This is a genomic window from Anaerovorax odorimutans DSM 5092 (assembly GCF_000426305.1).
Taxonomy (GTDB): domain Bacteria; phylum Bacillota; class Clostridia; order Peptostreptococcales; family Anaerovoracaceae; genus Anaerovorax; species Anaerovorax odorimutans.
The window spans coordinates 206,992-231,617 of sequence record NZ_AUFC01000002.1; the positions used below are offsets into that span (position 1 = coordinate 206,992).

At 28.1% G+C, this 24,626-nt stretch carries 24 protein-coding genes; 21 read left to right on the forward strand and 3 right to left on the reverse strand.

Annotation, left to right across the window (positions count from 1 at the left end):
• The first annotated feature begins 224 nt into the window (after positions 1–224).
• The 7 genes from rbsK (at position 225) to K292_RS0102720 (ending at position 7,596) form a co-directional block, all read left to right on the forward strand.
• Complete coding sequence (gene rbsK / locus K292_RS15720; RefSeq protein WP_037372254.1) at positions 225–1,154, forward strand: ribokinase; 930 nt, start codon at positions 225–227, stop codon at positions 1,152–1,154.
• Between the two features lie 461 nt (positions 1,155–1,615).
• Positions 1,616–2,170: a hypothetical protein gene (locus K292_RS0102695; RefSeq protein ID WP_027398543.1), complete on the forward strand. Its 555-nt coding sequence runs from the start codon at positions 1,616–1,618 to the stop codon at positions 2,168–2,170.
• 107 nt (positions 2,171–2,277) lie between these two features.
• Positions 2,278–2,766 carry a flavodoxin family protein gene (locus K292_RS0102700; RefSeq protein ID WP_027398544.1) on the forward strand — a complete coding sequence of 163 codons (489 nt, stop codon included), beginning with the start codon at positions 2,278–2,280 and terminating at the stop codon, positions 2,764–2,766.
• Between the two features lie 624 nt (positions 2,767–3,390).
• Positions 3,391–4,884: a long-chain-fatty-acid--CoA ligase gene (locus K292_RS0102705; protein WP_037372257.1), complete on the forward strand. Its 1,494-nt coding sequence runs from the start codon at positions 3,391–3,393 to the stop codon at positions 4,882–4,884.
• A gap of 187 nt (positions 4,885–5,071) precedes the next feature.
• Positions 5,072–5,527, forward strand: a complete 456-nt coding sequence (locus tag K292_RS0102710) for a hypothetical protein (protein WP_027398546.1) — start codon at positions 5,072–5,074, stop codon at positions 5,525–5,527.
• Between the two features lie 317 nt (positions 5,528–5,844).
• The gene (gene cysK / locus K292_RS0102715; RefSeq protein ID WP_027398547.1) at positions 5,845–6,774 is read left to right on the forward strand and encodes a cysteine synthase A; all 930 of its coding nucleotides are present in this window, start codon (positions 5,845–5,847) and stop codon (positions 6,772–6,774) included.
• A 231-nt stretch (positions 6,775–7,005) separates the two neighbouring features.
• Complete coding sequence (locus tag K292_RS0102720; protein ID WP_027398548.1) at positions 7,006–7,596, forward strand: hydrolase; 591 nt, start codon at positions 7,006–7,008, stop codon at positions 7,594–7,596.
• An 88-nt stretch (positions 7,597–7,684) separates the two neighbouring features.
• On the opposite strand, the gene K292_RS0102725 is transcribed toward K292_RS0102720, so the two are convergent.
• Positions 7,685–8,416 carry an acyl-ACP thioesterase domain-containing protein gene (locus tag K292_RS0102725; RefSeq protein ID WP_169515414.1) on the reverse strand — a complete coding sequence of 244 codons (732 nt, stop codon included), beginning with the start codon at positions 8,414–8,416 and terminating at the stop codon, positions 7,685–7,687.
• 835 nt (positions 8,417–9,251) lie between these two features.
• Here K292_RS0102725 and K292_RS19500 point away from each other — a divergent pair.
• The 10 genes from K292_RS19500 to K292_RS15735 all read left to right on the forward strand — a co-directional run bounded on the left by K292_RS19500 (position 9,252) and on the right by K292_RS15735 (position 18,806).
• Positions 9,252–9,362 carry a hypothetical protein gene (locus K292_RS19500; protein ID WP_408605242.1) on the forward strand — a complete coding sequence of 37 codons (111 nt, stop codon included), beginning with the start codon at positions 9,252–9,254 and terminating at the stop codon, positions 9,360–9,362.
• A gap of 34 nt (positions 9,363–9,396) precedes the next feature.
• Positions 9,397–10,347, forward strand: a complete 951-nt coding sequence (locus K292_RS15725) for a TRM11 family SAM-dependent methyltransferase (RefSeq protein ID WP_037372259.1) — start codon at positions 9,397–9,399, stop codon at positions 10,345–10,347.
• A gap of 2 nt (positions 10,348–10,349) precedes the next feature.
• The gene (locus K292_RS15730) at positions 10,350–10,583 is read left to right on the forward strand and encodes a hypothetical protein (protein WP_037372261.1); all 234 of its coding nucleotides are present in this window, start codon (positions 10,350–10,352) and stop codon (positions 10,581–10,583) included.
• 338 nt (positions 10,584–10,921) lie between these two features.
• On the forward strand, positions 10,922–12,442 hold the full coding sequence (locus K292_RS0102750; RefSeq protein WP_027398550.1) for an ABC transporter substrate-binding protein: 1,521 nt from the start codon (positions 10,922–10,924) through the stop codon (positions 12,440–12,442).
• A 74-nt stretch (positions 12,443–12,516) separates the two neighbouring features.
• Entirely contained in the window at positions 12,517–13,443 is a 927-nt protein-coding gene (gene nikB, locus K292_RS0102755) for a nickel ABC transporter permease (RefSeq protein WP_027398551.1), read from the forward strand.
• A 9-nt stretch (positions 13,444–13,452) separates the two neighbouring features.
• The gene (locus K292_RS0102760; RefSeq protein WP_037372263.1) at positions 13,453–14,313 is read left to right on the forward strand and encodes an ABC transporter permease; all 861 of its coding nucleotides are present in this window, start codon (positions 13,453–13,455) and stop codon (positions 14,311–14,313) included.
• Positions 14,306–15,874 carry an ABC transporter ATP-binding protein gene (locus K292_RS0102765; RefSeq protein ID WP_027398553.1) on the forward strand — a complete coding sequence of 523 codons (1,569 nt, stop codon included), beginning with the start codon at positions 14,306–14,308 and terminating at the stop codon, positions 15,872–15,874. Before K292_RS0102760 ends, K292_RS0102765 begins: the two co-directional genes overlap by 8 nt.
• Positions 15,875–15,886: 12 nt before the next feature.
• Positions 15,887–16,618 (forward strand): class I SAM-dependent methyltransferase, encoded by a 732-nt coding sequence (locus tag K292_RS0102770; RefSeq protein WP_027398554.1) that lies wholly within the window; start codon positions 15,887–15,889, stop codon positions 16,616–16,618.
• A 56-nt stretch (positions 16,619–16,674) separates the two neighbouring features.
• Entirely contained in the window at positions 16,675–17,427 is a 753-nt protein-coding gene (locus tag K292_RS0102775; protein WP_037372265.1) for a class I SAM-dependent methyltransferase, read from the forward strand.
• Between the two features lie 20 nt (positions 17,428–17,447).
• On the forward strand, positions 17,448–18,806 hold the full coding sequence (locus K292_RS15735) for an MATE family efflux transporter (protein ID WP_037372267.1): 1,359 nt from the start codon (positions 17,448–17,450) through the stop codon (positions 18,804–18,806).
• Positions 18,807–18,839: 33 nt separating this feature from the next.
• Here K292_RS15735 and K292_RS0102785 read toward each other — a convergent pair whose 3' ends face one another.
• Both K292_RS0102785 and K292_RS0102790 read right to left on the reverse strand, forming a co-directional pair.
• Positions 18,840–20,285 carry a sensor histidine kinase gene (locus K292_RS0102785; protein WP_027398556.1) on the reverse strand — a complete coding sequence of 482 codons (1,446 nt, stop codon included), beginning with the start codon at positions 20,283–20,285 and terminating at the stop codon, positions 18,840–18,842.
• A gap of 4 nt (positions 20,286–20,289) precedes the next feature.
• On the reverse strand, positions 20,290–20,985 hold the full coding sequence (locus K292_RS0102790) for a response regulator transcription factor (protein ID WP_027398557.1): 696 nt from the start codon (positions 20,983–20,985) through the stop codon (positions 20,290–20,292).
• Between the two features lie 164 nt (positions 20,986–21,149).
• On the opposite strand from K292_RS0102790, the gene K292_RS0102795 reads away from it, so the two are divergent.
• The 4 genes from K292_RS0102795 to K292_RS0102810 all read left to right on the forward strand — a co-directional run bounded on the left by K292_RS0102795 (position 21,150) and on the right by K292_RS0102810 (position 24,592).
• Positions 21,150–22,178: a hypothetical protein gene (locus K292_RS0102795; protein ID WP_027398558.1), complete on the forward strand. Its 1,029-nt coding sequence runs from the start codon at positions 21,150–21,152 to the stop codon at positions 22,176–22,178.
• 188 nt (positions 22,179–22,366) lie between these two features.
• Positions 22,367–22,705: a DUF6054 family protein gene (locus tag K292_RS0102800; protein WP_027398559.1), complete on the forward strand. Its 339-nt coding sequence runs from the start codon at positions 22,367–22,369 to the stop codon at positions 22,703–22,705.
• A gap of 181 nt (positions 22,706–22,886) precedes the next feature.
• On the forward strand, positions 22,887–23,750 hold the full coding sequence (locus tag K292_RS0102805) for an AAA family ATPase (protein ID WP_027398560.1): 864 nt from the start codon (positions 22,887–22,889) through the stop codon (positions 23,748–23,750).
• A 17-nt stretch (positions 23,751–23,767) separates the two neighbouring features.
• A complete protein-coding gene (locus K292_RS0102810) occupies positions 23,768–24,592 on the forward strand; it encodes a VanW family protein (RefSeq protein ID WP_027398561.1) in 825 nt (274 codons plus the stop codon).
• The last annotated feature ends 34 nt before the right edge of the window (positions 24,593–24,626 follow it).

A 24,626-nucleotide genomic window follows, 5' to 3' on the forward strand; every position in this document is an offset into this window, starting at 1 on the left:
CATAATTACCTATTATAATATAAAAAATATATATGTTTATAAAAATACCCTCTTTTGTTCTTGATTATAAATTAAGAAAAGAGGGTGTTTTAATTAATATTTATATACTTATTTATGTAATATTCATATCTAAAAATAAATCAATAAGATATATTTAACAAAAAAGGGCAAAATAAACCATATTAATAAATAAAATAACTTTGTATATTAGGAGGACAAATACTATGATTACAGTAGTTGGTAGCTTAAACATGGACTTAGTGTTTAATGCAGATAAAATTCCCAGACCCGGTGAAACAGTATTGGGAAAAAATTTTCAACAGATTCCGGGAGGAAAAGGTGGAAATCAAGCTGATACAATTGCAAAACTTGGAGAAAAAGTAAACATGATTGGTTGTATAGGAACTGATGATTTGGGATTTTTATTAAAAAAATTACTAGAGAAAGATGGCGTAGATGTAACTCATATTTTAGAAAAAAATCATGTAGCAACAGGTACAGCTGTAATTATTGTAGAGTCCTCCGGTGATAATTGTATAACAGTAGCACCAGGCGCAAACTATACTCTCACCCCTTCTGAGATTAAAAATTTAAATCAAATAATAACAGATTCACAACTATTATTAGTACAGCTTGAAAATAAAATTGATGCAGTAAAAGCAGCACTTAAAATCGCAAAAAAATCAGGAATAAAAACTATTTTAAATCCTGCACCGGCAGTAAAATTAAATAAAGAAATGTTAATGTATGCAGATATACTAACTCCAAACGAAACTGAACTTGAAATCTTATCTGATATGAAAACAGATTCTTTAAAAAACATTGAAAAAGCAGGGAAAAAGTTAATATCCAAAGGTGCAAATGAATTAGTTGTAACTTTAGGAGAAAAAGGATGTATGTATATAAGTAAAAACAGAGTTGAATATTTTCCAGCATATAAAGTTAAGGTTATTGATACAACAGCTGCCGGAGATAGTTTTAATGGAGCGTTAGCTGTATATTTAAGCCAAAATAAAACCATAGATGAAGCAATTTTATTTGCTATGAAGGTAAGTGCAATCACAGTTACAAAGCCAGGAGCACAAATATCATTGCCAAATATTGATGAAGTAAATAAATTTCATACTTGGATTCATGTACAAGGTTTAAAATAATAAGAATTCAAAGAATAGAATTTATTTATCAAAAATTAAATATAAGAAGCATATTTATATATTTTTTTAGGCCAACCTATTAATTCTGGGAATATAAAAAAAGTTAAAAGTTAAATAAAGAACCTATATTTAGATTTATAAGTTATTCAATAAATTTAATCATATATCTTTAAATTATAATTAATTCTTATTATATTTATGAATAAATATAACTTATAGTTAATAAGAAAACGCCTCCTAGATTCTTTTAAAATATATCGTTGTCATTTTATGCTTATATATGGCAACTTGTGTAAATAGTATTGATTTATACAAAAAGCTTAGTATAATGAAAGAAGTAGTGGAAATAATACCCAAATATATAACTATATAATATGAAATAATTAGAAATAAAAATCAGTTAAAGAATAATACCTTTTTGGTTTACTTTAGCAAAATTAATAATTAAATAGGAGTATATTATGAGAACTGGAAATTTATTAGGAACTAATGTGATCAATACAGAACTTTGGGATAAGGCAAAATGGAAAAGTACAGTTTTTTTATCAGGTAAAGATTCATCACCGTATTTAGGTATCACTTATCAAAACAAAGAAGCTGCTATCGAAATATTTTCAAACTGGATTAAAAAATTTGGACATCGTGATATTTTTGAAGAAATACGAATAGCAATAATCGAAGGGGATATCCCAAATCAAGAATATGGTTATTCTACTCATATAAGCACTAATTTTGACAGTTTTATAAACAATGAATTAGACAATTATAATTTGTCTGGACGTATTAACAGAATGACTCCACCAAAATATTTAAAAAATTTACAATATTTTAAAGAAGAGTTTCATAAATTTGGAAGCTATATCATTATTCCTGTGCATATTAGTAATACTTCTCAAATAGATCCACTATTTGATTACGGAATAGAGAAAAAGGAACTGATTTTTAAACATGCAAATGAATTATTATCAAATGATATAGATTATTGCTGTATAAAACAATTAAACAAAATCAAATGAAATATGTTTACATAATAATTTTATTTGATTTTATTGTACATTATAGTCCTGCCATATTTACCTCAATAATTGGTAGAACTGAAAATTTAAATTGGAGATGAGATAATATGAAAACATTAATAATTTATTATTCCTTAGAGGGAAATACAAAGTATATTGCAGAAAATATTGCAAAGGAATTACATGCGGAATTAATGGAATTAAAAACAAAAAAGATATACCCATCCAAAGGTTTTAAAAAATACATATGGGGAGGTAAAAGTGTTGTTCTTAAAGAAGAACCTGAATTATTAAATACTGATATTGATTTTTCTTCTTATAACAATATTATTATAGGAACACCTATATGGGCAGGGACATATGCAGCACCATTTAATACTTTTGTGAATCAATATAATATTACTGGGAAAAATATTGCATTATTTGCTTGTCATGCAGGTGGTGGAGCCAAAAAATGTTTTAATATGTTTAGACAAAAACTCAAAAATAATTATTTTGTTAGCGAAATTGATTTTATTGATCCATTAAAAAAGAATACCGAAGAAAATTTAAAAAAAGCAATTAAATGGGCTGAGCTATTATCATTTCATAACTAATTTTAAATTCATATTCTTAACATCTACAAGGTATACAATAAAATAATTATGTTATTTATTGCTATGCCTTGTTTTGTTTTGTCAAATTATGTCATAATTTTGTGAATTTTTCACATAAGTTTGAATATTTAATTTAGTATAATAAAAGAAGTAATTAATTATAATTTTATTAATTAGAAAAATCTTTATAGCAATTATTCTTACCATATTAATAATTAATAAATTTCTTTATTTTCTTTTATAATACGGATTTGAAAATTGCAAGCAGGTAGAAAGGATTTGAAAATGAAGTTATTTAGTAAAATAAAACTTTCAACAAAAATTTAGTAATTTAGTAATTATGTAATCTTAATAACAAAAAAACCCCCTATAGGAAAAATGATAGATTCCCTTTTAGGTAGATAGAACTGTTTATCAAGGAGAGAACATATCAAAACTCCATTGGGGGTTTAATATTAAATATAATAAGATTAAAAATTATAAATATTAAGATTATTTTTTTATTAATGGTAATACTTTCTTATTTTTATCTATTATAGTAAAATATAGTGAAATATTTTTACTATATTTTTCAAAATAGAATATAAGATAATAATAAACAAAATTTTTTTAAGGGAGATTAATATGGTTGGCAGTATTTATAAAACAAATTTTAATAAAGAAAAAATTGCAATAAAATTTAAGGGAAATAGTATTAGTTATGGACAACTTGACAAAATGGTATTATCGTATGCAAGTTATTTTAAACAAATTGGACTAAAAGAAGGAGATAAAGTAATACTAAGTTGTCTTAATTCTCCTGAATTCATATATTCGTATATGGGAACTGTTAGGAATAAAAGCATTATCATTCCTATTAATTTAATGCTTACTATGGAAGAAATAATTTATATTGTAAAAGATTCAGAAGCAAAATTTATGATAGTAAATTCAATGATTTTACAAAAATCAAATTTTACAAAAGAACATATAGAAAAAACTCTAGGAATAACACTTATAGTTTTGAACGAAGAATTCTATAAGAAAGTTTCAGAGATTTCAATAGATAATTTTGAAGATTTTACAGATGAAAATACTATATCTACTTTTCTTTATACCTCCGGAACTACAGGAAAACCAAAAGCTGCTATGCTTACACATAAAAATTTAACTATTAATGCAGAACAATGTTATTTAGGACTTCATTCAAGACCAGATGATAACTATATGTGTGTACTTCCCATGTTTCATGTCTTTGCTTTCACAGCATGTATACTTATGCCTCTTTGGTCAGGAGCTACTATATCAATCTTAGAATCATTCCAACCAAAAGAAGTAATTGATATTCTTATAAAAGATGATATTACCATTTTTATGGGTGTTCCAGCCATGTATGTTGTATTATTAGAAGCAAGTAAGAAAAATATTACTTTCCCTAAACTACGTTTAGCTGTATCAGGGGGTGCAGCGTTACCTGTTGAAATTTACAGACAGAGCAGAGAAATTATGAAATTACCTGTTGTAGAAGGTTATGGTTTAACAGAAGCATCACCTGGAGTTTCTTTTAATCCTCCACATGGAGTACAAAAGGAGGGTTCTATTGGATTGCCAATTCCTTATATAGAATGCAAAATCGTAGATGAAAACGATATAGAGCTTCCTGCAAATGAAATTGGTGAGCTTGTAGTAAGAGGTGAGAATGTTATGATGGGATACTATAAGCAACCGGAGGAGACTGAAAAGACATTGCGTAATGGTTGGCTTCATACTGGAGATTTGGCAAAAAAAGACGAAGAGGATTACATTTATATTGTTGACAGAAAAAAAGACATGGTAGTTGTTGCTGGTATGAATGTATATCCAAGAGAAGTTGAAGAAGCAATTTATCAATACTCAAAAGTAAAAGAAGTTGCTGTAATAGGAGTTAAAGATAAGCTTAGAGGTGAAGCTGTTAAAGCTTTTGTTGTTTTAAAAGAGAATGAAGAATGTACTTCAAAAGAATTACTTCAATTTTTAAAAGAAAGGCTTGCTGTATATAAACTTCCTCGTAAAATTGAATTCGTTGAAAATCTTCCTAAAAATGGAACAGGCAAAATAATGAAGCGAGTTCTTAAGGAAGAACAGAATAAAAATATGTAAATATCCATAAAAAGTTTTCTAATAATATTAGAAAACTTTTTATCTTAGATTTTAAAAATTAATAATAAATACTTTTATTTTATAGATTTTCATCTGTTATTTTTGTTTATTTAAAGCAAGTTTAAAGATAACAATAAAAAATTTTTATACATATTAATATTATTTTAGATAGAAAGAAAGAATTATTATGTTAAAATTAATATTTTCATTAAAAATGATTTACTCTATCATTATTTTTTTAGTAATTATGTTTATATTATGGAATTTTATTATTATTATAAACAAATCAAAGCCTTATTTTGATGATCTGGAACAGCATCCAGTAAACTTAGATACAGCAATTGAAAAAGAAATGATCGATACATATAATCTTGTAACATTAAATGAAAACACTACATTTTACGTATACAAATCAAACAGCTATATGTATAAAGTAATTACAAAAGAAAATGGAGAGTTTGAAACTATATCATTTTCTTCTAATGTTACGAAAGTAATAGAAGAGAATTCTATTACTCCACATTTAGAAAAATATAAATCCGAAATACCTGAAAGCAAATATAAAAGTACAGCTGAAACTTATAAACTATATATTCCTGAAGGATCAATAACAGAGGATTTTAATATTGAATGGCGTCTTTAATAATTAAACTAAATATAATATAAAATATTAGATAAACAAAAAAATTTAATATAAGTTAAATTGATAAAAAAGGGAATAAAACTATAAAAAATAAGATAAACGAGAAAAATTTTAATTATTTTAAAGAACTTTGTAAGTTTTATGGATTGACAGAATATTAATTTTGGAATAAATTATTAGGGTGGAAAAATGATTTTATTTTTCCCTTTGACAATTAAATCAGCAGATGTAAAAGTAACAGATTCTGGTTTTTAATATAAAATAGAACTATAAGAAATAATGACAGTATAAAATTGTTAGAGAAAGAGGTTAAATATATGATTCATAATAATATTCTTGAGGCTATGGGACATACACCTATGATACGATTAGCTCATATGGCTGATCCTAACGGAGCCGAAGTATTAGTTAAATTTGAAGGTTTAAATGTAGGCGGCTCTATAAAAACCAGAACAGCTCATAATATGATTCTTTTAGCTGAAAATCAAGGATTAATAACCCCTGATACCATTATTGTTGAACCTACCAGTGGAAATCAAGGTATTGGGCTTGCATTAATTGGTGCCGTAAAAGGATATCGTACAATTATAATTATGCCTGATTCTGTAAGTGAAGAAAGAAGAAAACTTGTAAAACATTATGGTGCTGAAGTCGTGCTAATTCATGATGATGGAGATATAGGCGCTTGTATAGAAGAATGTCTTAATACCGCATTAAATATGCAGAAAGAAAATCCAAACGTCTTTGTACCTCAACAATTTGAAAATCCTGCTAATCCTATGGTTCACAAATACCAAACAGGAATTGAAATTTTAGAACAAGTTGAAGGACCAATTCATGGTTTTTGCTCCGGCGTCGGCACTGGCGGAACAATATCAGGCATTGGTGAAGTATTAAAAGCACAGAACCCTGATATTGAAATTTGGGCAGTTGAACCTGAAAATGCAGCAATTTTAGCAGGAGGTACTATTGGTACCCATCTGCAGATGGGTATTGGTGACGGAGTAATTCCAAAAAATTTAAATCAGAATATATACAATGATCTTTATATGGTTTCAGACTTTGAAGCAATTCAAACATCTAAAGACTTAGCAAGAAAAGAAGGCCTTATGTGTGGTATTTCCAGTGGAACCAATGTAGCAGCAGCCTTAGCTCTTGCTAAAAAATTGGGGAAAGGAAAAACAGTGGTAACAATTTTACCTGACACAGCCGAACGTTATTTCAGTACACCATTGTTTGATGAATAATACATTCTAATTAAATTCAGAATTTTATCATATAGTATAATATAATTTAATAATTATTGATTGGTATAGTATTGATGTATGAAGAAATCTTTGAATCATGTCTATAAAGTATATGGGAAATAATTTTAAATTATGGTATATTTATATTATATGATTTATTAAATGTTTAAAATAATGATTTAAAAGATTTATAAACTAGAATTTTTCATTTAATTTTTGGAGGTTATTTAAATGAATAATACTATTACACGAGAAAAAGCTATTGAATTACTTATGAAATATAACAAAGAGCCATTTCATATTCTACATGGTCTTACAGTAAGTGGTGTTATGACATGGTTTGCCAAAGAACTTGGTTACGGCGATGAGGCGGATTACTGGAGTACAGTAGGGCTTCTTCACGATATTGATTTTGGTATGTATCCAAGGGAGCACTGTGTAAAAGCACAAGAACTTCTACGTGAAGCGAATATAAGTGAAGAAATGATTTATTCCATATGCAGTCATGGATATGGAATATGCGTAGATATGCCACCAATACATGAAATGGAGAAAATACTTTTTGCCACTGATGAATTGACAGGACTTATTGGAGCTGCGGTTCGTCTACGTCCTTCAAAAAGTGCTATGGATCTTGAAATATCAAGTCTTAAAAAGAAATTTAAAGACAAAAAGTTTGCAGCTGGATGTTCACGTGATATTATTAAACAAGGGGCAGAAATGCTCGGATGGAGTTTAGATGAACTTTTCGAAAAAACAATTCTTGGAATGAGAGCTTGTGAAGAATCTGTTAATAAGACTATGAAAGAATTAAATTTATAATAATATAACAAAGTAAAAAATCATCAACTATAAGTCTATCATTTAATAGTTGATGATTATTATTACATATTTCTATAAAAAAATAATACTAAAAACTCATGACGATGTTAAAAGAAACATCGTCTTTTGTTTTATTATAACCACGAATTAAAATTTGTTCTCCATCATAAGCTCTTTCCATGTTAAAGTAATCACTATTTCGTAGTTCAGATAAGAAATAAATATCCATTCTCTTCAATTGTTTAAGGTTTTCTTGTTCTTCTGGCGTAAAGATATCATACGCAAATTCCCCATATCTGCAATTATTAACATGACCGACACAATCGATATAGCTTGGAAAAACAACTCTTTCAATAATAGGTTTAAATGTCATATTAGTTTTAAAATTAGGTGAAGCATCAAGCAAAATGCCTTCTGTAGGTTCAACCATTGGGAAAGGTACTTCTTTTTTACGAAAAATAGAGCGTTTTTCCACATCAAGCAATACAGAATATGTTGACCCTTGAAACATTATATCACCAGAATTATTTTTGAATAATAACTCACGTCTGAAATAAGGTCCTTTATGTTGAGAATACCAAGTATTACCATAGAGAGTCATTCCAGGTTCTATAGGCTTTAAAATTTCAACTGACATAGATATTAATGCCCATGCTAATCCATATTTTATAGTGGAATCAACATTGACGTTTAAATCTGACAAATGCTTTTCCGCCATTTGCTCGAATAAAATTTGATAAGCATATGGTTTCAATTGACTATATTGATTAAAAAAGGAAACAGTAGTTTCCAGTTGATAAACACGTTCTTTTTCTGTCATCATCTTAAACCCCTTTAAGTGAATAATAAAATAATTAATTTGTACAATTATGGAAATATATAATAGTATATCATATTTTTCGTTATATTAAAATCAATTTAGTTTTTGATATAGATAAAAATCTACAATATTCAAACTCTCTTATTACCTAAAAAGCTTATATTTTGTCAACTTGCGCGCATATATGGCAACTTGCACAGCTAATATTGATTTATTCAAAAGTTATTATATAATAAGCGTAGAAGTTTATTAAATTTAAGCATATAGTGCAATTGAGGTTAATAATGCGAAAGTTGTAGCTTATGATTTTATACTAGATTACTTATAAGCGAGGATTTAGATTTATGGAAATAAAAGAATTTTTCAGTAAAGCTATTTTAAACTTAATAATAAGTTCTATAACATTCATTTTAGTATCTTATATAATTAAAGGTTTTGATTTTGAATGGTCCATATTAGTCTTTATTAATTTAGTTTCTTTTTTAACTTTAGTTATAATTTATAAATTACGTAGAACGTAGTGTATAGGGATTATTAAATATAGACTGAATACTCATATTTTATTAACAAACATTATAGTAATAATTGGAAGTCAGTACAGTGTATATTATTTTGTGTGAAATACTTTGGCTAGTTTAATCTTCAAAAATTCGTTAGAATAAAATAATAGAATGAAAGAGGAGTTAAAAAATGAAAATATACAATATTTTTAAAAGACTAAAAAAAGAAATACTTATATATTTAAAAGTATTTGTAAAAGTCAAAAATCATTAAAAGTAGTTTATTAATTGAAACTTATATTTTTAGAAAAATAATATAATTCACATACTATATTATTTTTGTTACCCTAACGGCATTTTGCAACGAAATTATACATATTACAAATTATAAAGAATTTATGAATAGTAGCTGTAAAATATTTCTTATATTTCATATTAGGGTATAATAAATAGAAGTACATATAAAATGGAGATTAGCTAATGAAAATGGATCAATATATTTACAATGTAAACTATAATGAACAAGATGGTAATTTGTGTGCTTTTGAAGTTAGAGCGCTCTTTGACTATAAACTTAAAGAGAAAGTGTTTTTTACAAACAAAGAAGTTGATCCTTCTATTAGCCCTTTTATAAAGAATAGAATAAAAATCATATATAAGGAAAATACATTCAATAAAATTCTTGATTTGATTATGGCAGAAAACTTTAGCGCTAATGATTTTATGGTTAAGTATGTTGCCATGTATAACAGAGATCCCAATATTAACCAAGGTAAAAAATTGTCAAAAGAAATAGGTCTTCGCATATTTGGTTATCCATCTTTTAAATCTCCCAAAATATTATTAGGAATTACAGCTTATAAGGGTTATTGGTATTTTGGTTATTTAGAACAAAATAATTATAAATGGCGTGCACATAAGCAAAAGCCCCACTCGTTTTCTAGCGCATTAGGAGTGGATATGGCTAAAGTACTTATCAATGTGGCAAGTAAAGGAGATACTTCAAAATGCTTAATTGATGCCTGCTGTGGTGTTGGAACGGTTACATTAGAAGGTATTTTTGCAGGATATAATATATGTGGATGGGAGATTAATCCTAAGATAGCGAAATTGGCTCGTTTAAATTTAGCCTACTATAAATATGATGCTAAAATTGTAACAGGTGATATGAAAAATATTAAAGAACACTATGATGCGGTTATTGTTGATTTGCCATATAATAACTTCAGTCATTTTGATGAAGAAAAACAATTGGATATCATTAAGCACGCTAAACAGATTGCCAATAGAATTATTATTGTTACGTCAACGGATATTAAAGAAAAGCTATATGCGAATCAACTAAAGATAATTGACTACTGCAAAGCAGAAAAAACAATCAAAGGGGACTTCGCTCGATATATTTGGATATGTGAGAATAGGAGTAAATAAGTTTGAACAACAATAAAAAAAGTTTAATAATATATATAGTAATTAGGATGTCTATAGGTACTTTGGTAGGTAGTGTAGTTTCATTATTATCAGCAACTCTTTGGCAAAATAAATTTATATCAGTAAGTGGACCAGGATTTGGAGTATATATTGGTTTACTTATAGCAGATATAATATGGTGTTTAAAAAGACATAAAGAAAACCAACATAAAATAACCAAGCAAATAGATTTATGAAAAATGATATAATTTATAAATATAATAAAAACAATATTATCGTAAAAGATAATGATTATATGTTGTATAAAAAAATTCATATTTCTATTTCAATTGTAAATTATTTATCACATTATATAATCTAAAACTTTATCTTTATTACTACGCATTTCTTACCTTTCTCTTCAATTTTATATTCTGTTTAAAATCTTCTTAAGAACATTTAAAAAAAATTATTTATTAATAAAAAAACAACCCCTAGGGGGGCTTGCACAATAAGATATTCTTCCTTTATACTTTGTACGACATAATATTACATAATATGACACAAAATAAATTATAATGGAGGAAATAATATAATGAAAAAAAGCTTAATTGCTATTTTGGCTATGTTTTTGGTAATTGTAACTGCTTTTTCAGGATGCGGTAATAATACTGATAATAGTAAAGAATTAAATGAAAAAATTCTAAAGACTTCAGAATCTTTTGTACTTGAAACATTAAATCCACATTTGGATTACCAAGGGTGGTACACGTCTATTTATGGTTTGACAGAAGCATTATTTGTTATGAATGATAAATCATCTATAGAACCTTTACTTGCGGAAAGTGCTGAATCAGACGGAAATATATGGACTATTAAAATAAAAAAAGATATAAGTTTTTCTAATGGTAATAAAATTACATCAGATATAGTTATTCGTAATTTACAAGATACAGGGAAGATAAATTCACGTTTTGCATATTTAACAGAATGTATTTATGAAAAAATAGATGATAATACATTTACTATTACAACCGACGATATATATCCAACATTATTAAATGACCTAGCAAGTCCTGAACTTGCCATTGTAGATTTAGACAATAGTGGTGATATGAGTACAGAACTTGTAGCTACAGGTCCATTTGTGGTTTCTTCTTTTGAACCAGGTGGAACTATTAAAGTTGTTAAAAATGAAAATTACTGGAATGGAGAAGTCAAATTAGACGGTGCGGAATTTTATTATATGCCAGAGCCAGATACATCATTAATGGCAATGCAAAATGGGGAAATTGATAGTTATGCCAGCGTAACTGCTGATGCAGCAGAAATATATGCAAAAGCTCCAGACACCTATAAATTAGTAACCATTCCGGCAACAAGACTGCAGTTCTATATTTTAAATGAAAACAGAATAGATAGCTCTATTAGAAAAGCAATAAATCTTACTATTGATTCCAAAGCAATTGAAAAATATTTAAATGGTACTGTATCAAGTACGGTGGGACCATTTAGTTCTACCACTGCTTACGGAAAGGTAACAAAGGATGCTATTGATACAAAAGCAGCAAAGGCTCTTCTTGAAAAAGACGGATATGTTCTAAATACAGATGGATATTATGAAAAAGACGGTAAAATTCTTACATTAAATCTTGCATATTATGCAGCAAGAAGTCTGGATACCTTAGCTACACTAATGCAAGAACAGTTAAAAGACATTGGTATTAAAGTGGCATTGACTTGCGAAGAAGATCCTGATGGAACTTATATTGCTACAGGAGATTTTGATATAGCATTATATTGTATGATTGCAGATAAGGCTTGTGATCCTTACTATTTTGTCAGCTGCACGCTTGCAGAAGGAGCACCATATAATTGTGGTGGATTCTCTAATTCGGAAACACAAACATTGATAGATAAATTAAAGGTAGAAACAAATTCTGATAAACGTGCAGAATTGGCAAATCAGATTGTACAGATAGCAATAGATGAAGATGCATTTGGATATGTGGCATTATTTAATAAAACAACTGTTATGAAAACTGGTATAACTAATGTATCTGAAAACTGCCCATTTGATTTTTATTTCTTAAATGCAAATACAGATATGCAATAATCTGTATGAAAGTTAGAGAGCACAACTTTTTAATAGTTATGCTCTTTTTATCGTTATAAATACAGGAGTATATAGTGAAAAATTATATCATAAAACGTTTAGCACAGTTAATACCTATCATTTTAGGTCTTACTTTTTTAACCTTTGCCTTACTTTATATATCCCCGGGAGATCCTGCACAAAAAAAACTAATTGCACAAGGGGTAGCAACTACAACGGAAGTATTAGAAAAAACAAGAGAAGAAATGGGACTAAATCAACCCTTTATAAAGCAATATGCAGATTGGCTTGTCAATTTGCTTCATGGTGATATGGGTATTTCTTATAAAGATGGTACGCCGGTTGCTCAGAAATTAGAAAAAGGAATAAAATATACTTTTATTTTAGCTACTAGTGCTTTCGTTTTATCGATTATAATTTCTATTCCTCTTGGTATGTATACAGCAGTAAGAAAAAATTATTTTTCTGATTACGTCATTCAGTTTTTATGTTTTGCTGGAAATGCTATACCTAATTTTCTTCTCGCAATTATATTAATTTATTATTTTTGTATACGCATGAAAATTTTTCCTGTTATTGCAAAGGGAACTATACAAGGGCTTTTTTTACCAACACTAGCGTTATCATTACCTTTAATTAGCCGATTTATCCGCCAAATCAGAGTAGCTGCAATAGAGCAATTAGGAAAAGATTATGTAAAGGGCGCAAGAGCAAGAGGTATTAAAGAAAATTACATTATAATTTATAATGTATTACGTAATTCCATGATTTCTATTATTACAGTACTGGGCTTATCCATAGGTACATTGATGGGAGGAAGTGTAGTAATAGAAAGTATATTTATGTGGCCAGGAATCGGTAAACTAGTAATGGATTCTATTACTGCAAGAGATTATCCTGTAATTCAAGGTTTTGTAATCATAATGGCAATTATTTATGTTGTTGTAAATCTTGTAATTGATATTTGTTACCATTTTTTAGACCCAAGAATAAAGGAGTAATATGTTAATATGTGCAGGATAAAACTAAATCTAAATAATAGAAATATAACAAAGAGTACTGTTAGAAAAAAGGTGATTTTTTTCTCTATATTGGCAATGATTTTGATATTTGTTAGCTTACTGGCACCTTATATTACACCAAATGATCCATATGCAACAAATTTTTCTTATATGAAATCAGCTCCAACTCTTCAGTTCATTTTTGGAACAGATAAATTAGGACGCTGTATTTTTTCTAGAGTACTTATGGGAACTATGACTTCCATTTTTTCTGCGCTCTTTCTAGTAATAACAACTATGATAACAGGAACCACGCTTGGTGTTATAGCAGGATATTATGGAGGTATTCTTGATAATCTTATTATGCGCTTAGTTGATATTCTATTGACCTTTCCTCAAATGGTTCTTGCAATTGCTGTAGCTGGAGTGTTAGGTGGTAATATGACAAATGCAATTATTGCACTTGGAATCACTGGGTGGACATTATACGCGCGACTGGCAAGAAGTCAGGTAATAGCTTTAAAACAAGAAGAATATATTGATGCGGCAAGACTTTGCGGTAATAGCAGTATACGAATTATTATTGTTCATATACTGCCAAATATTACGGGAGAAATTATAGTAAATGCAACTATACAAATTGGTATAACAATGCTTGGATTTGCCGGCTTATCTTATCTCGGACTTGGAGTACAGGTTCCAGAAGCAGAATGGGGTTCAATGATAAATGAAGCAAGAGGATATATACAGCAAGCGCCTTGGGCAGTTCTGGCACCAGGAATGGCACTATTTGTTACAGTATCGGTTTTTAATCTTTTGGGAAATGCTATAAGTGATTATATTGGTATAAGGAGCAGTAACCATGAATAATACAGTTCTTTCCGTAGAAAATCTATCTGTAAATTATGGCGGTATAGATGTAATATCTAGTATAAATTTTAAATTAAATAAAGGAGAAATTTTAGGAATTGTTGGTGAGAGCGGGAGTGGAAAAAGTACATTGCTAAAGACAATCTTACCTATAGATGATCTTGGTATTTTTTTATCTGGTGGGAAAATAATATTTGAAAATAAAATTTTATCTTCTATGACAATAATGCTAAGAAAAGAATTACGTGGTAAACATATTGGGATAATATTTCAAAATCCTAAAACTTCATTTAACCCAATCCGTACTTACAGAAAACAATTTATTGAGACATTAAAAAGCCATGGAAAATATAAAAAAGAAAATTTTGAAAATCAAATTTTAGAAATTTTTCAAAACCTTAATCTCTTAGAAGGTCAGAGAATTTTAGATAGTTGCCCTTATGAAATGAGTGGGGGTATGAATCAAAGAATTGCAATTGCCTTATCAGTTTTATTAGAACCTTCTTTGCTTCTTTTAGACGAGCCTACCAGTGCATTAGACGTTACAGCACAAGAACAGGTAATTGATGAATTACTTCGCATGAGAGAATATTATCAAACATCAATAATTATTGTAACGCATAATATTAGAGTAGTATCTAAAATAGCTGATAAATTGGGAGTTATGAATAAAGGAAAAATTGTGGAATTTGGTACGGCAAAAGATGTACTGGAAAATCCAAAACATTTATATACAAAAAGTTTGTTTAAAGCTGTTCCTCAAATTGGGAATCTGGTGGATAAAAAGAAAGAAAATAAAACTACAGATCATCTATTAGAACTTAAAAATATAAGTAAAGAATTTCAAAAATACAAAAAATCTTTTCAAGCTGTTTCACAGGTAAATATGTATCTGAAACCAGGAGAAATATTAGGAATTGTAGGAGAAAGCGGCAGTGGGAAAAGTACATTATTAAAGCAGATAGGTGGATTACAGAAAGCTACAGATGGAACAATCTTTTTTAAAGGGAAAAATATTGTTTTAAATCGAACAAAAACTGAGTTCTGTGGTATTCAAATGATTTTTCAAAATGTTTTCGAATCTTTTAATCCAAGAAGAAAGATACGGTCTTCTATTAGTGAAACATTAAAAAATCTTTGCGGGATTAAAAATAAAATTGAATTAAATGCAAAAATTGATAGTCTTATGGAAAAAGTTGGTTTAAAACCAAGCCTTGCAGATCGATACCCTCTAGAATTAAGCGGTGGTCAGTGTCAGCGTGCAGCTATTGCCAGAGCTATTTCTGTCAATCCAGATTTGTTACTATGTGATGAAATCACAAGTGCATTAGATGTTTCGGTTCAATCAGAAATAATGAAATTATTAATAAAGTTGGCAAAAGAATCTCATATGGCAATAATATTCGTATCCCATGATATTGTATTAGTAACTAATATTTGTGAAACTATTATGGTAATGCATGAAGGTAAATGCATTGAATCAGGTACTGCAAAGGAAATTATTACAAATCCTAAAAAAGATTATACTAAGCAATTATTGGAATACGCATTTGAAAGATAAGGAGCAATAAAATTGGAATATGTAAAAGAACGTGTAAAAGGTTATTGGACAAAACGTGCACATGATTTTGCTACAGTACGCAAAATAGAATTGGAAGATAAAATAAGTAATCGTTGGATGAATGAAATTATGAAATATCTTCCTTTAGAAAGAAGATTAAAAATTTTGGATGTGGGAACTGGAACGGGATATTTTGCTTTATTGCTTGCGAAACAAGGACATGAAGTACATGGCATTGATTTAACACCTGCAATGATAGAAGAAGCAAAAAAATTATCTGAAGAAATGAAGTATGAAATCCAGTTTGATGTAATGGATGCACAAAAGTTAAAATTTGAAGAAGAAAGCTTTGATGTGGTAATTACACGTAATCTAACCTGGACATTACCTGAACCAGAACAAGCATATAGTGAATGGAGGCGTGTTTTGGTAAAAGGTGGAATACTTTTAAATTTTGATGCCGATTTTGGTCATGAAGTTCGCAGCATGGAAGAAAATAAAACTATGTACAATATTAATACCACCGGATTACATATTGGAATGACACAAGAGTTATATCAAGAATCTAATCAAATTACAAAATCTATGTCAATTAGTAAAAATAAGAGACCAGATTGGGATCTTAATGTGATAAAAAAGATAGGGTTTTCAAATTATCAATGTGATAGAAAAGCAGGTGCTCGTATTTTAAGAGAAAAAAACGGTAAATTTGCTCCTACTTTTCTTATTACTGCTCAGAAATAAATATAAATTTATCAAATATTTTAAAACCAATTAAAGATATATAAAGGGAAATAAATATGAGACTTTTCGATGAAAATAAAAAATATTGGACTAACAGAACTATAGGATATTCTAAAGTAAATGAAGAAGAATTAAATTCGATACAAAAAGAAAAATGGCTAAATGTTTTAACGGAATCTTTTCCAAAGAATAGAAATGATTTAAAAATACTAGATATTGGTACAGGACCTGGATTCTTTGCAATTCTTCTTGCAGAATCAGGATACGACGTAACAGCTGTAGATTGTACACATTCTATGCTAGAAAGGGCTAAAGTAAATTCCGGGAAATATAGAGATAATATACATTGGCTTCTTTCCGATGCACAAAAACTTGAAATAAAAGACGAAACATTCGATGTCATAGTAAGTAGAAACCTTACTTGGAATCTGGAAAATCCAGAAAAGGCATATTGCGAATGGATTCGTGTATTAAAAAAAGATGGTGTATTGTTAAATTTTGATGCAAATTGGTATAATCATTTGTTTGATGGAAATATGAAAAGGGAATATGAAAATGACAGAAAAAGAGTAAAAGAAATGAGATTTGATGATCATTATACATGCACAGATATTGACAGTATGGAGAAAATTGCAAAAAAATTACCTTTAAGTCAATGTATAAGACCTCAGTGGGATGTTTCAATATTAGAAAATCTTAACGTTACAAAAATTAAATTAAATCTTCATGTATGGAAAAGAGTATGGTCTAATGAAGAAAAAATAAATTATAATTCAACACCTATGTTTTCAATATTTGTGCAAAAATAGAAGGAAGGAAACTTTATTTAATGAGTAAAGTAAAACAGAATTTGACACAAGGGAATATGCCAATACAGGTAATTCTATTTACGTTACCATTAATTGGTTCATTTTTTATTCAACAATTATATAATTCAGCAGATTTGATTTTTGCCGGTAATTTCTTAGGCAAAGAAGCATCAGCCGCAATTGGCGCCAGTTCATTATTGGTTACTTGTATGATAGGAATATTTACAGGCTTATCAGTTAGCACAAGTATTATTTATGGTAAATCGGTAGGGGCAGGGAAAGATAAAACAACAACTGGTTATATATTTTATACATCTATATGTATGTCAATCGTTGGTGGAGGACTATTATCGATTGCAGGTTATTTTTCTGCATCATTCCTTTTACAATTATTAAATACTCCAAATGATATTTTAAAAATAGCTGAAGAATATTTACAAATTTACTTTTTATGTTTGATACCAATCATTTTATTTAATATGATATCTGGAATGATACGAGCTTCTGGTAACTCAAAAGTTCCTATGATAATTCAAACAATTGCAGGATTATTGAATATTTTTTTGGATGCATTATTTATTATAATTTTTAAAATGGAAATCACCGGTTTAGCTATGGCGTCTTTTTTTTCACAATTAATAGCAGCTGCAGGTGTATTTATTTTCTTTTTAAAATATGAACATATTGAAGATATTCATTTCACATTTCAAAAAATAAAAATCCATATGTTAAAAAAAATATTAATTCTTGGGATACCGGTAGGATTCCAAAATATGATTATTACTTTATCAAATATATTTGTACAATATAATATTAATAATTTAGGAGTTAACTCAATAGCAGCTTTTACTAGCTATTTTAAAATAGAACTATTAATTTATTATCCTGTGTTAGCTTTTGGGCAAGCAAATTTGTGTTTTGTAAGCCAAAATATTGGTGCAGGAAAAGCAGATAGAGTCAAAAAAAGCATTAAACTTTGTATTATCTTAGGATTATTAACTGTAATACCAATTGAAATACTCTTATTATATTATGGTGAGTTCTTCTTTTATATTTTTAATCCAGATACAAATGTAATTTCTGAGGGTATCAAAATTATCAAAGTAACCTTTCCTTTTTATTGGTTATATATAATTTTTGAAGTATTGTCAAATTCAATTCGCGGAATAGGAAAAACTACGCAAGTTATGTTAATAACAATGTTTCATTTTTGTATCATGAGAATTGTTTTGTTATTTACTTTTTCATATATTCAAGGAGAAAAAATTATGTATATAGCGTCAATATATCCTATGACCTGGTTATTAGCAGTATTATCACTTGGGATTTACTGGTATAAAAAAAATAATTTAAAATACTGTAAAAACCTGTGTTTATAAAATTGAAAAGGGTACCGATTTTTTTAAATAAGATTAAATATTAAGTTCAATTACAAACAACGCACCACCGTTATCATGATTTTTAGCATAAATTTTACCGTTATGTTTTTCAATAACATTTTTACTTATTGCTAAACCAAGTCCAAAATTACCTTTTTTACCTTTATAAAATCTTTCAAATATGTTAGGAAGATCTTTGGATTCAAATCCTTCACCGTCATCAAATATATTAATATTTAATACATTTTTATCTTTTATTGTAGTTTCTATTGTTACAGTAGTTTTTGCATAGCCTACACAATTATTGATTATATTTGTTATAGCACGGGAAAGTTTTTCTTCGTCTCCAAGTATTTCAATTTCTTCATTTATATTTTTTGTTATAATATTTATATTGTGTTTAATTGTAATTCCGTTTAAACGATCAATAATACAGTATAATAATTTACTAAAATTCAATTTTATAAATTTATAACTTTCCTCTATTGTTTCAAGACGAGATAAGTAAAGAAGCTCTTCAAGCAAAGAAGTCATTCTCTTTGATTCATCTAATATAATATCAATCGCAGTTTCACTTTCAACAACACCATATTTTGTACCTTCAGCATAGCTTTGAATAGACATAAGAGGAGTCCTAAATTCATGGGATACATTTTGCAGAAAAGTCTTTTGAGCTTTATCATAAGTTCCTAATTTTTCTGACATAACATTAATACTGTTCACCACTTCTTGCAGTTCATCATAAACAGGAATTTTAATTTGATTTCCAAAATTTCTTTCTGAAATAGCTTTAATATGCTGACTCAAAGAATCAAAAGGTTTGGATAATTTTTTGGATAAGCTGGAAGAAAGTATTACAGCTATCAAAGAAGAAAAAATTAATATAGTCAAAAGGATTATATTTATTTTATATTGCAGTTGATTTACTTTCTCCAAACTGGAGAATATAATAATCCATCCTAAATCAGAATCACTATTTTGTGATAGTTGTCTTACTACCGCAATATAATCTGTTCCGGATACATTAAGTTTTAAATATTCTTCACTGCTGAAATTCTCTGATAATTTTTCTATATCCTCTATAATTTGATAATTTAAATCAGTTGAATCATTCTCAAAATTTACGGGAGGAAGTATTAAATTTTTTTGTTTATCTAATAAAATATAGTATGCATTCAATATTGAAAGGGGCTCTTTTAATGAACGATCCAACATAAAATAATATCTAAAAACTTTTTCATCTTTAGTATCATCTTCAATTAAATCGGGAGGTTTCTTTGGTGAATGTGGGAAAGGTGCACCTTGATACAAAGCAGCATTAACAGTACGAGACGTAATTTTATCCAACTGCGATATAATATCACTCTCTATATACATTCTAACAGCAATGTTAAATATTATTGATACTAATAGCATTAACAATACAATCATGATAAGATTATATTTAAAGATTCTCCATTTAATTGTGTTACTTCTCATGGCACTATTCCTTATTTAGTATTTTGAAGCCAAATCCCCAAACAGTTTCAATTTTTAGCAAGGAACCTGAATTCGATAATTTTTTTCTTAATCTTTTTATCATATCATCAGTTGCACGAGTTTCTACTTCGTTTTCAAAACCCCAAACTTTATCCAGAAGTTCATTTCGGCTGACAGATCTATTCTTATTGCTTGCTAAATATAAAAGAAGAGAAAATTCCATCATAGTAAGACCAATATCATTTTCTCCAATAAAAGCTTGTTTATTATCAATATCTAATATAATATCAGAAATATGTAAAATATTGTTTGGTTGTTCAATATTTTTATCAAATTCAATTCTACGGAATATACTCTTAACTCTGGCAATGAGTTCCATAGGACTGAATGGTTTTGTTAAATAATCATCACTTCCTAAAGTTAAGCCAGCTATTTTATCGGGTTCAGTATCTTTAGCAGATACTATAATTATAGGTAAACCGCTTTTTTGACGAACAGCAGAACAAACTGAATATCCATCAATATCTGGCATCATTATATCAAGAATAATCATATCAGGTTCTTTTTTATTAAATGCATTTATAATTGAAATGCCATCATTAAAGGTTTCAACTTCATATCCTTCCTTAACTAAAAAAGATTTTATAATATTACATATATTAATTTCATCATCAGCAATATAAATTAAATTTTTTTTCATATATATAAATCACCTCTAAACAAATTTTATCATGAATATATTTTAAATTCTATTTTTAATATTTATTGCCTCATTTTTGCCACAGTTTTGCGGAGATTTTTTTTGAAGTAAAAGCTAGAATATGAATATAGTCAATCAGACTATAGAAAAAGGAGGTATAAAAAATGAAATTAAAAACCGTAACTATCAAATTATCCGCATTGGCAATGACAGGGATAATTGCACTATCAGGAACAGGAACTGTTTTTGCAGCAGAAGGGGGCAGTGTTAACCAAAGAAATATGGAACAAAGACCTCAAATGGCAAACTTTGAGGAAATGTCTAGTATATACAAATCTGCCTTAGATTCACTTGTTGACAAAGGAAATATCACTCAAGACCAGGCTGATGTAGTTACATCAAATATGCCTGCTGGTAAAGCAGAAATATTTAGAGAAAGAAATAATAATTATAATAACTTGGTTTCAAAGGGAACTATTTCTCAAGATCAACTAAATATCATTAATGAAGCAATGAAATCTGCAAAAGATTCAGGTACTACAAAAAATGATATTATAAATCAACTGATAGATAAAGGTACTATAGACCAAAGTCAAGCCGATGCTATCATTGACAATATGCCTGCTAAAGCAAATTCAGGTGAAAGAAAAGGATTTTTAAGTGACCTTGTTTCTGACGGTACTATAACTCAAGATCAAGCTGATTCTATCCATGAAGCTATGAAGGATGCTAAAGATTCTGGTGAAACATTGAGTGATATTTTAAGTGATCTTGTAAGCGATGAAACTATTACTCAAAACCAAGCTGATTCTATCATCGATAGTATGCCGTCAAATGATAACAACTCTTCATTCACAGGTGAAAGAAAAGGATTTTTAAGTGACCTTGTTTCTGACGGTACTATAACTCAAGATCAAGCTGATTCTATCCATGAAGCTATGAGAGATGCTAAAGATTCTGGTGAAACATTGAATGATATTTTAAGCGATCTTGTAAGCGATGAAACTATTACTCAAAACCAAGCTGATTCTATCATCGATAGTATGCCTGTTAGGGATAATAATTCAGATACTTCTAAAGGAAATGATCCCTATACTAAACTAGTTTCTGATGGCACCATTACTCAAGACCAAGCTGATGCTATAAGAAACGCCATAAAAGAAGCAATGGAATCTGAAATAGATTCTGAGTAATATATTTCTATAGCAAAATCCTCTAAAACGTTTGTTTTAGAGGATTTATTTTTTTATATAAAATTTTGTATCCTTTTAAGTAAAAAATATTTGTCTGATAATAGTATTTATAATTTAATAATTTTATAATAAAATATGATGCTATAATTTAATTAAAATACTAATTATAATAATAAGGAGAAGTATATATGGCTAAATATGAAAAAAAAATAAAGGGTGATTTTCAAAAAATACTTTCAACATTGCATAATGAAATATTAAACAGTGGATTTAGTATGGATTTAGTAGATGAAAGTAATTTAAATTTAAATAATGTAAAAGTTGGTGTACGTGTATACGATAAATATTTTATGAGAAATGGTAACAGAGCAAGTTTAAGCCTTACTGTGGTAAGCGAAGATGATAATATTATTATTTCTGCAATTGGAGCTGGTGGAGGTAGCGGAGTCCTCTTCAATTTCAGCCTTGGAGCTGAGTCTGATATGGTATATATTGTAGAAAATTGTGTAAATAAAATGAATCTTTAATTTTGTTTATAAAATTACGTAATATTTTCACCTTTACTTATTTTATCAGTATGACATATAAAATTTTTAAAATTTATATACAAAGTAATACTATATGCTATTAATTATACAAAAATCAATGCAAAAAAATATACTGATATATATCAAAAACTAATTAATAAATATCTTAGGAGTTTTAATAATGATTTATTTAAAAAGTTTTTATTTACCATCACTTTATGAAGAAGAATTTAATAATCCCACACCTAGTGCTTATCCATATGGAATTTTTCCTCATAAAGAATTAAGTGATGTACATTTTAAACCTATCACTATTTTTTATGGCAGTAATGGTTCAGGTAAATCAACTTTGCTTAATTTAATTGCAGAAAAGTTAAAACTGCCAAGAAATACTTTATTTAATACAAATCCTAAATTTAAAGAATATGTTAAAAAGTTTTGTGATTACTCTATGGAAACTAATGATGAAGGCCTATCAATAGATATACCATTGGGCAGTAAAATTATAACCAGTGAAGATATTTTTGACAATATATTATTAATCAGAGATGAAAATCAACTTATAGATAAAAGAAAAGAGCAGAAAGAACAAGATTATTATGAAGCAAAATATAGTGAAATTAGTTTTAATTCTTTAAATGATTTAGATAGATTAAAAGAACAAAATGCTGCACGTAGGCAATCCAAGACTCAATTTATAACAGATCGTGTTGGAGAAAATATTGAACAATTCTCCAATGGTGAAACAGCATTAGCATACTTTGACAGAACTTTTGTACCTGATAAATTATATCTTTTAGATGAACCAGAAAATAGTTTATCACCAAAATTCCAATTACAACTTTCAGAACTAATCCTACAGTGTACACATTATTTGGGATGTCAATTTATTATAGCATCCCATTCACCATTTATTTTATCTATGGAGGAAGCTCAAATTTATGATCTTGATACAATTCCTGTAAAAACAAGCAAATGGCAGGATTTAGAAAATATGAAAATATATTATGATTTATTTAAAAAGAACATGCATAAATTTAAATAAATACGAGGAGAATTAGAATGTCAAAAAATATTTATCCCCTTAAGCCAAAAAAACGCACTGCTTTGAGATTATACCTTGGGAAAAACTACTATACACTTAAACGATATTTATGGTGGATTTTTGGCAAACAAAAATTTGTAAAACAAAACAATCATAAATTAAATAATACATATTTTTATCACTCTACACCGCTTTTAAGACAATTAAAAAATGTAGAAATATATTTGCAATATAATAAAATAATTAATTTAAAAATTGCAGTAAAAAAATTAAACAATGTAACAATAAAACCAGGTGAAACTTTTTCATATTGGAAATTAATAGGAAAGCCCACTAAAAGAAAAGGATATGTAGATGGTATGGTTTTAAACTCAGGTAATTTTACAGCAAAAACAGGTGGAGGGCTTTGTCAACTTTCAAATTTAATTTATTGGATGACTATTCATACCCCATTAACAATTTTGGAAAGATACAGACATAGCTTTGATGTTTTCCCTGATTCAAATCGTACACAACCCTTTGGTAGTGGAGCAACTTGTGTTTATAATTATCGTGACTTAATAATACGAAATGATACCAATTTTCCATTTCAACTTAAGCTTAAAGTAACTGATAAAGACTTAGTTGGTGAATGGAATACGAATCATATACCTCAATATAAATATGAAGTATATGAAAAAGATCATAAAATGGTTGCCGAATATTGGGGGCAATACAGCAGGCATAATATTTTATGCAGAAAAAAATATAATTTGGACGGTATTGAAATAGATGATGAATATGTTACAGAAAATCATGCATTAATGATGTATCAGCCATTTATTACATCATCAATTAAATAAAATAAACAAGAACTTCAATCAGAAATAAAAATTC

What these genes read in the sequence shown, in the direction of transcription:
- K292_RS0102810 (WP_027398561.1), top strand. Translation starts at nt 23,768, where the DNA reads ATGTCAAAAAATATTTATCCCCTTAAGCCAAAAAAACGCACTGCTTTG.
- K292_RS0102765 (WP_027398553.1), top strand. Translation starts at nt 14,306, where the DNA reads ATGAATAATACAGTTCTTTCCGTAGAAAATCTATCTGTAAATTATGGC.
- K292_RS0102795 (WP_027398558.1), top strand. Translation starts at nt 21,150, where the DNA reads ATGAAATTAAAAACCGTAACTATCAAATTATCCGCATTGGCAATGACA.
- K292_RS0102710 (WP_027398546.1), top strand. Translation starts at nt 5,072, where the DNA reads ATGTTAAAATTAATATTTTCATTAAAAATGATTTACTCTATCATTATT.
- K292_RS0102775 (WP_037372265.1), top strand. Translation starts at nt 16,675, where the DNA reads ATGAGACTTTTCGATGAAAATAAAAAATATTGGACTAACAGAACTATA.
- K292_RS0102790 (WP_027398557.1), bottom strand. Translation starts at nt 20,985, where the DNA reads ATGAAAAAAAATTTAATTTATATTGCTGATGATGAAATTAATATATGT.
- K292_RS15735 (WP_037372267.1), top strand. Translation starts at nt 17,448, where the DNA reads ATGAGTAAAGTAAAACAGAATTTGACACAAGGGAATATGCCAATACAG.
- K292_RS0102785 (WP_027398556.1), bottom strand. Translation starts at nt 20,285, where the DNA reads ATGAGAAGTAACACAATTAAATGGAGAATCTTTAAATATAATCTTATC.
- K292_RS0102805 (WP_027398560.1), top strand. Translation starts at nt 22,887, where the DNA reads ATGATTTATTTAAAAAGTTTTTATTTACCATCACTTTATGAAGAAGAA.
- K292_RS0102695 (WP_027398543.1), top strand. Translation starts at nt 1,616, where the DNA reads ATGAGAACTGGAAATTTATTAGGAACTAATGTGATCAATACAGAACTT.
- K292_RS0102800 (WP_027398559.1), top strand. Translation starts at nt 22,367, where the DNA reads ATGGCTAAATATGAAAAAAAAATAAAGGGTGATTTTCAAAAAATACTT.
- cysK (WP_027398547.1), top strand. Translation starts at nt 5,845, where the DNA reads ATGATTCATAATAATATTCTTGAGGCTATGGGACATACACCTATGATA.
- K292_RS0102720 (WP_027398548.1), top strand. Translation starts at nt 7,006, where the DNA reads ATGAATAATACTATTACACGAGAAAAAGCTATTGAATTACTTATGAAA.
- K292_RS0102760 (WP_037372263.1), top strand. Translation starts at nt 13,453, where the DNA reads ATGTGCAGGATAAAACTAAATCTAAATAATAGAAATATAACAAAGAGT.
- rbsK (WP_037372254.1), top strand. Translation starts at nt 225, where the DNA reads ATGATTACAGTAGTTGGTAGCTTAAACATGGACTTAGTGTTTAATGCA.
- K292_RS0102750 (WP_027398550.1), top strand. Translation starts at nt 10,922, where the DNA reads ATGAAAAAAAGCTTAATTGCTATTTTGGCTATGTTTTTGGTAATTGTA.
- K292_RS0102705 (WP_037372257.1), top strand. Translation starts at nt 3,391, where the DNA reads ATGGTTGGCAGTATTTATAAAACAAATTTTAATAAAGAAAAAATTGCA.
- K292_RS15725 (WP_037372259.1), top strand. Translation starts at nt 9,397, where the DNA reads ATGAAAATGGATCAATATATTTACAATGTAAACTATAATGAACAAGAT.
- K292_RS0102700 (WP_027398544.1), top strand. Translation starts at nt 2,278, where the DNA reads ATGAAAACATTAATAATTTATTATTCCTTAGAGGGAAATACAAAGTAT.
- K292_RS0102725 (WP_169515414.1), bottom strand. Translation starts at nt 8,416, where the DNA reads ATGACAGAAAAAGAACGTGTTTATCAACTGGAAACTACTGTTTCCTTT.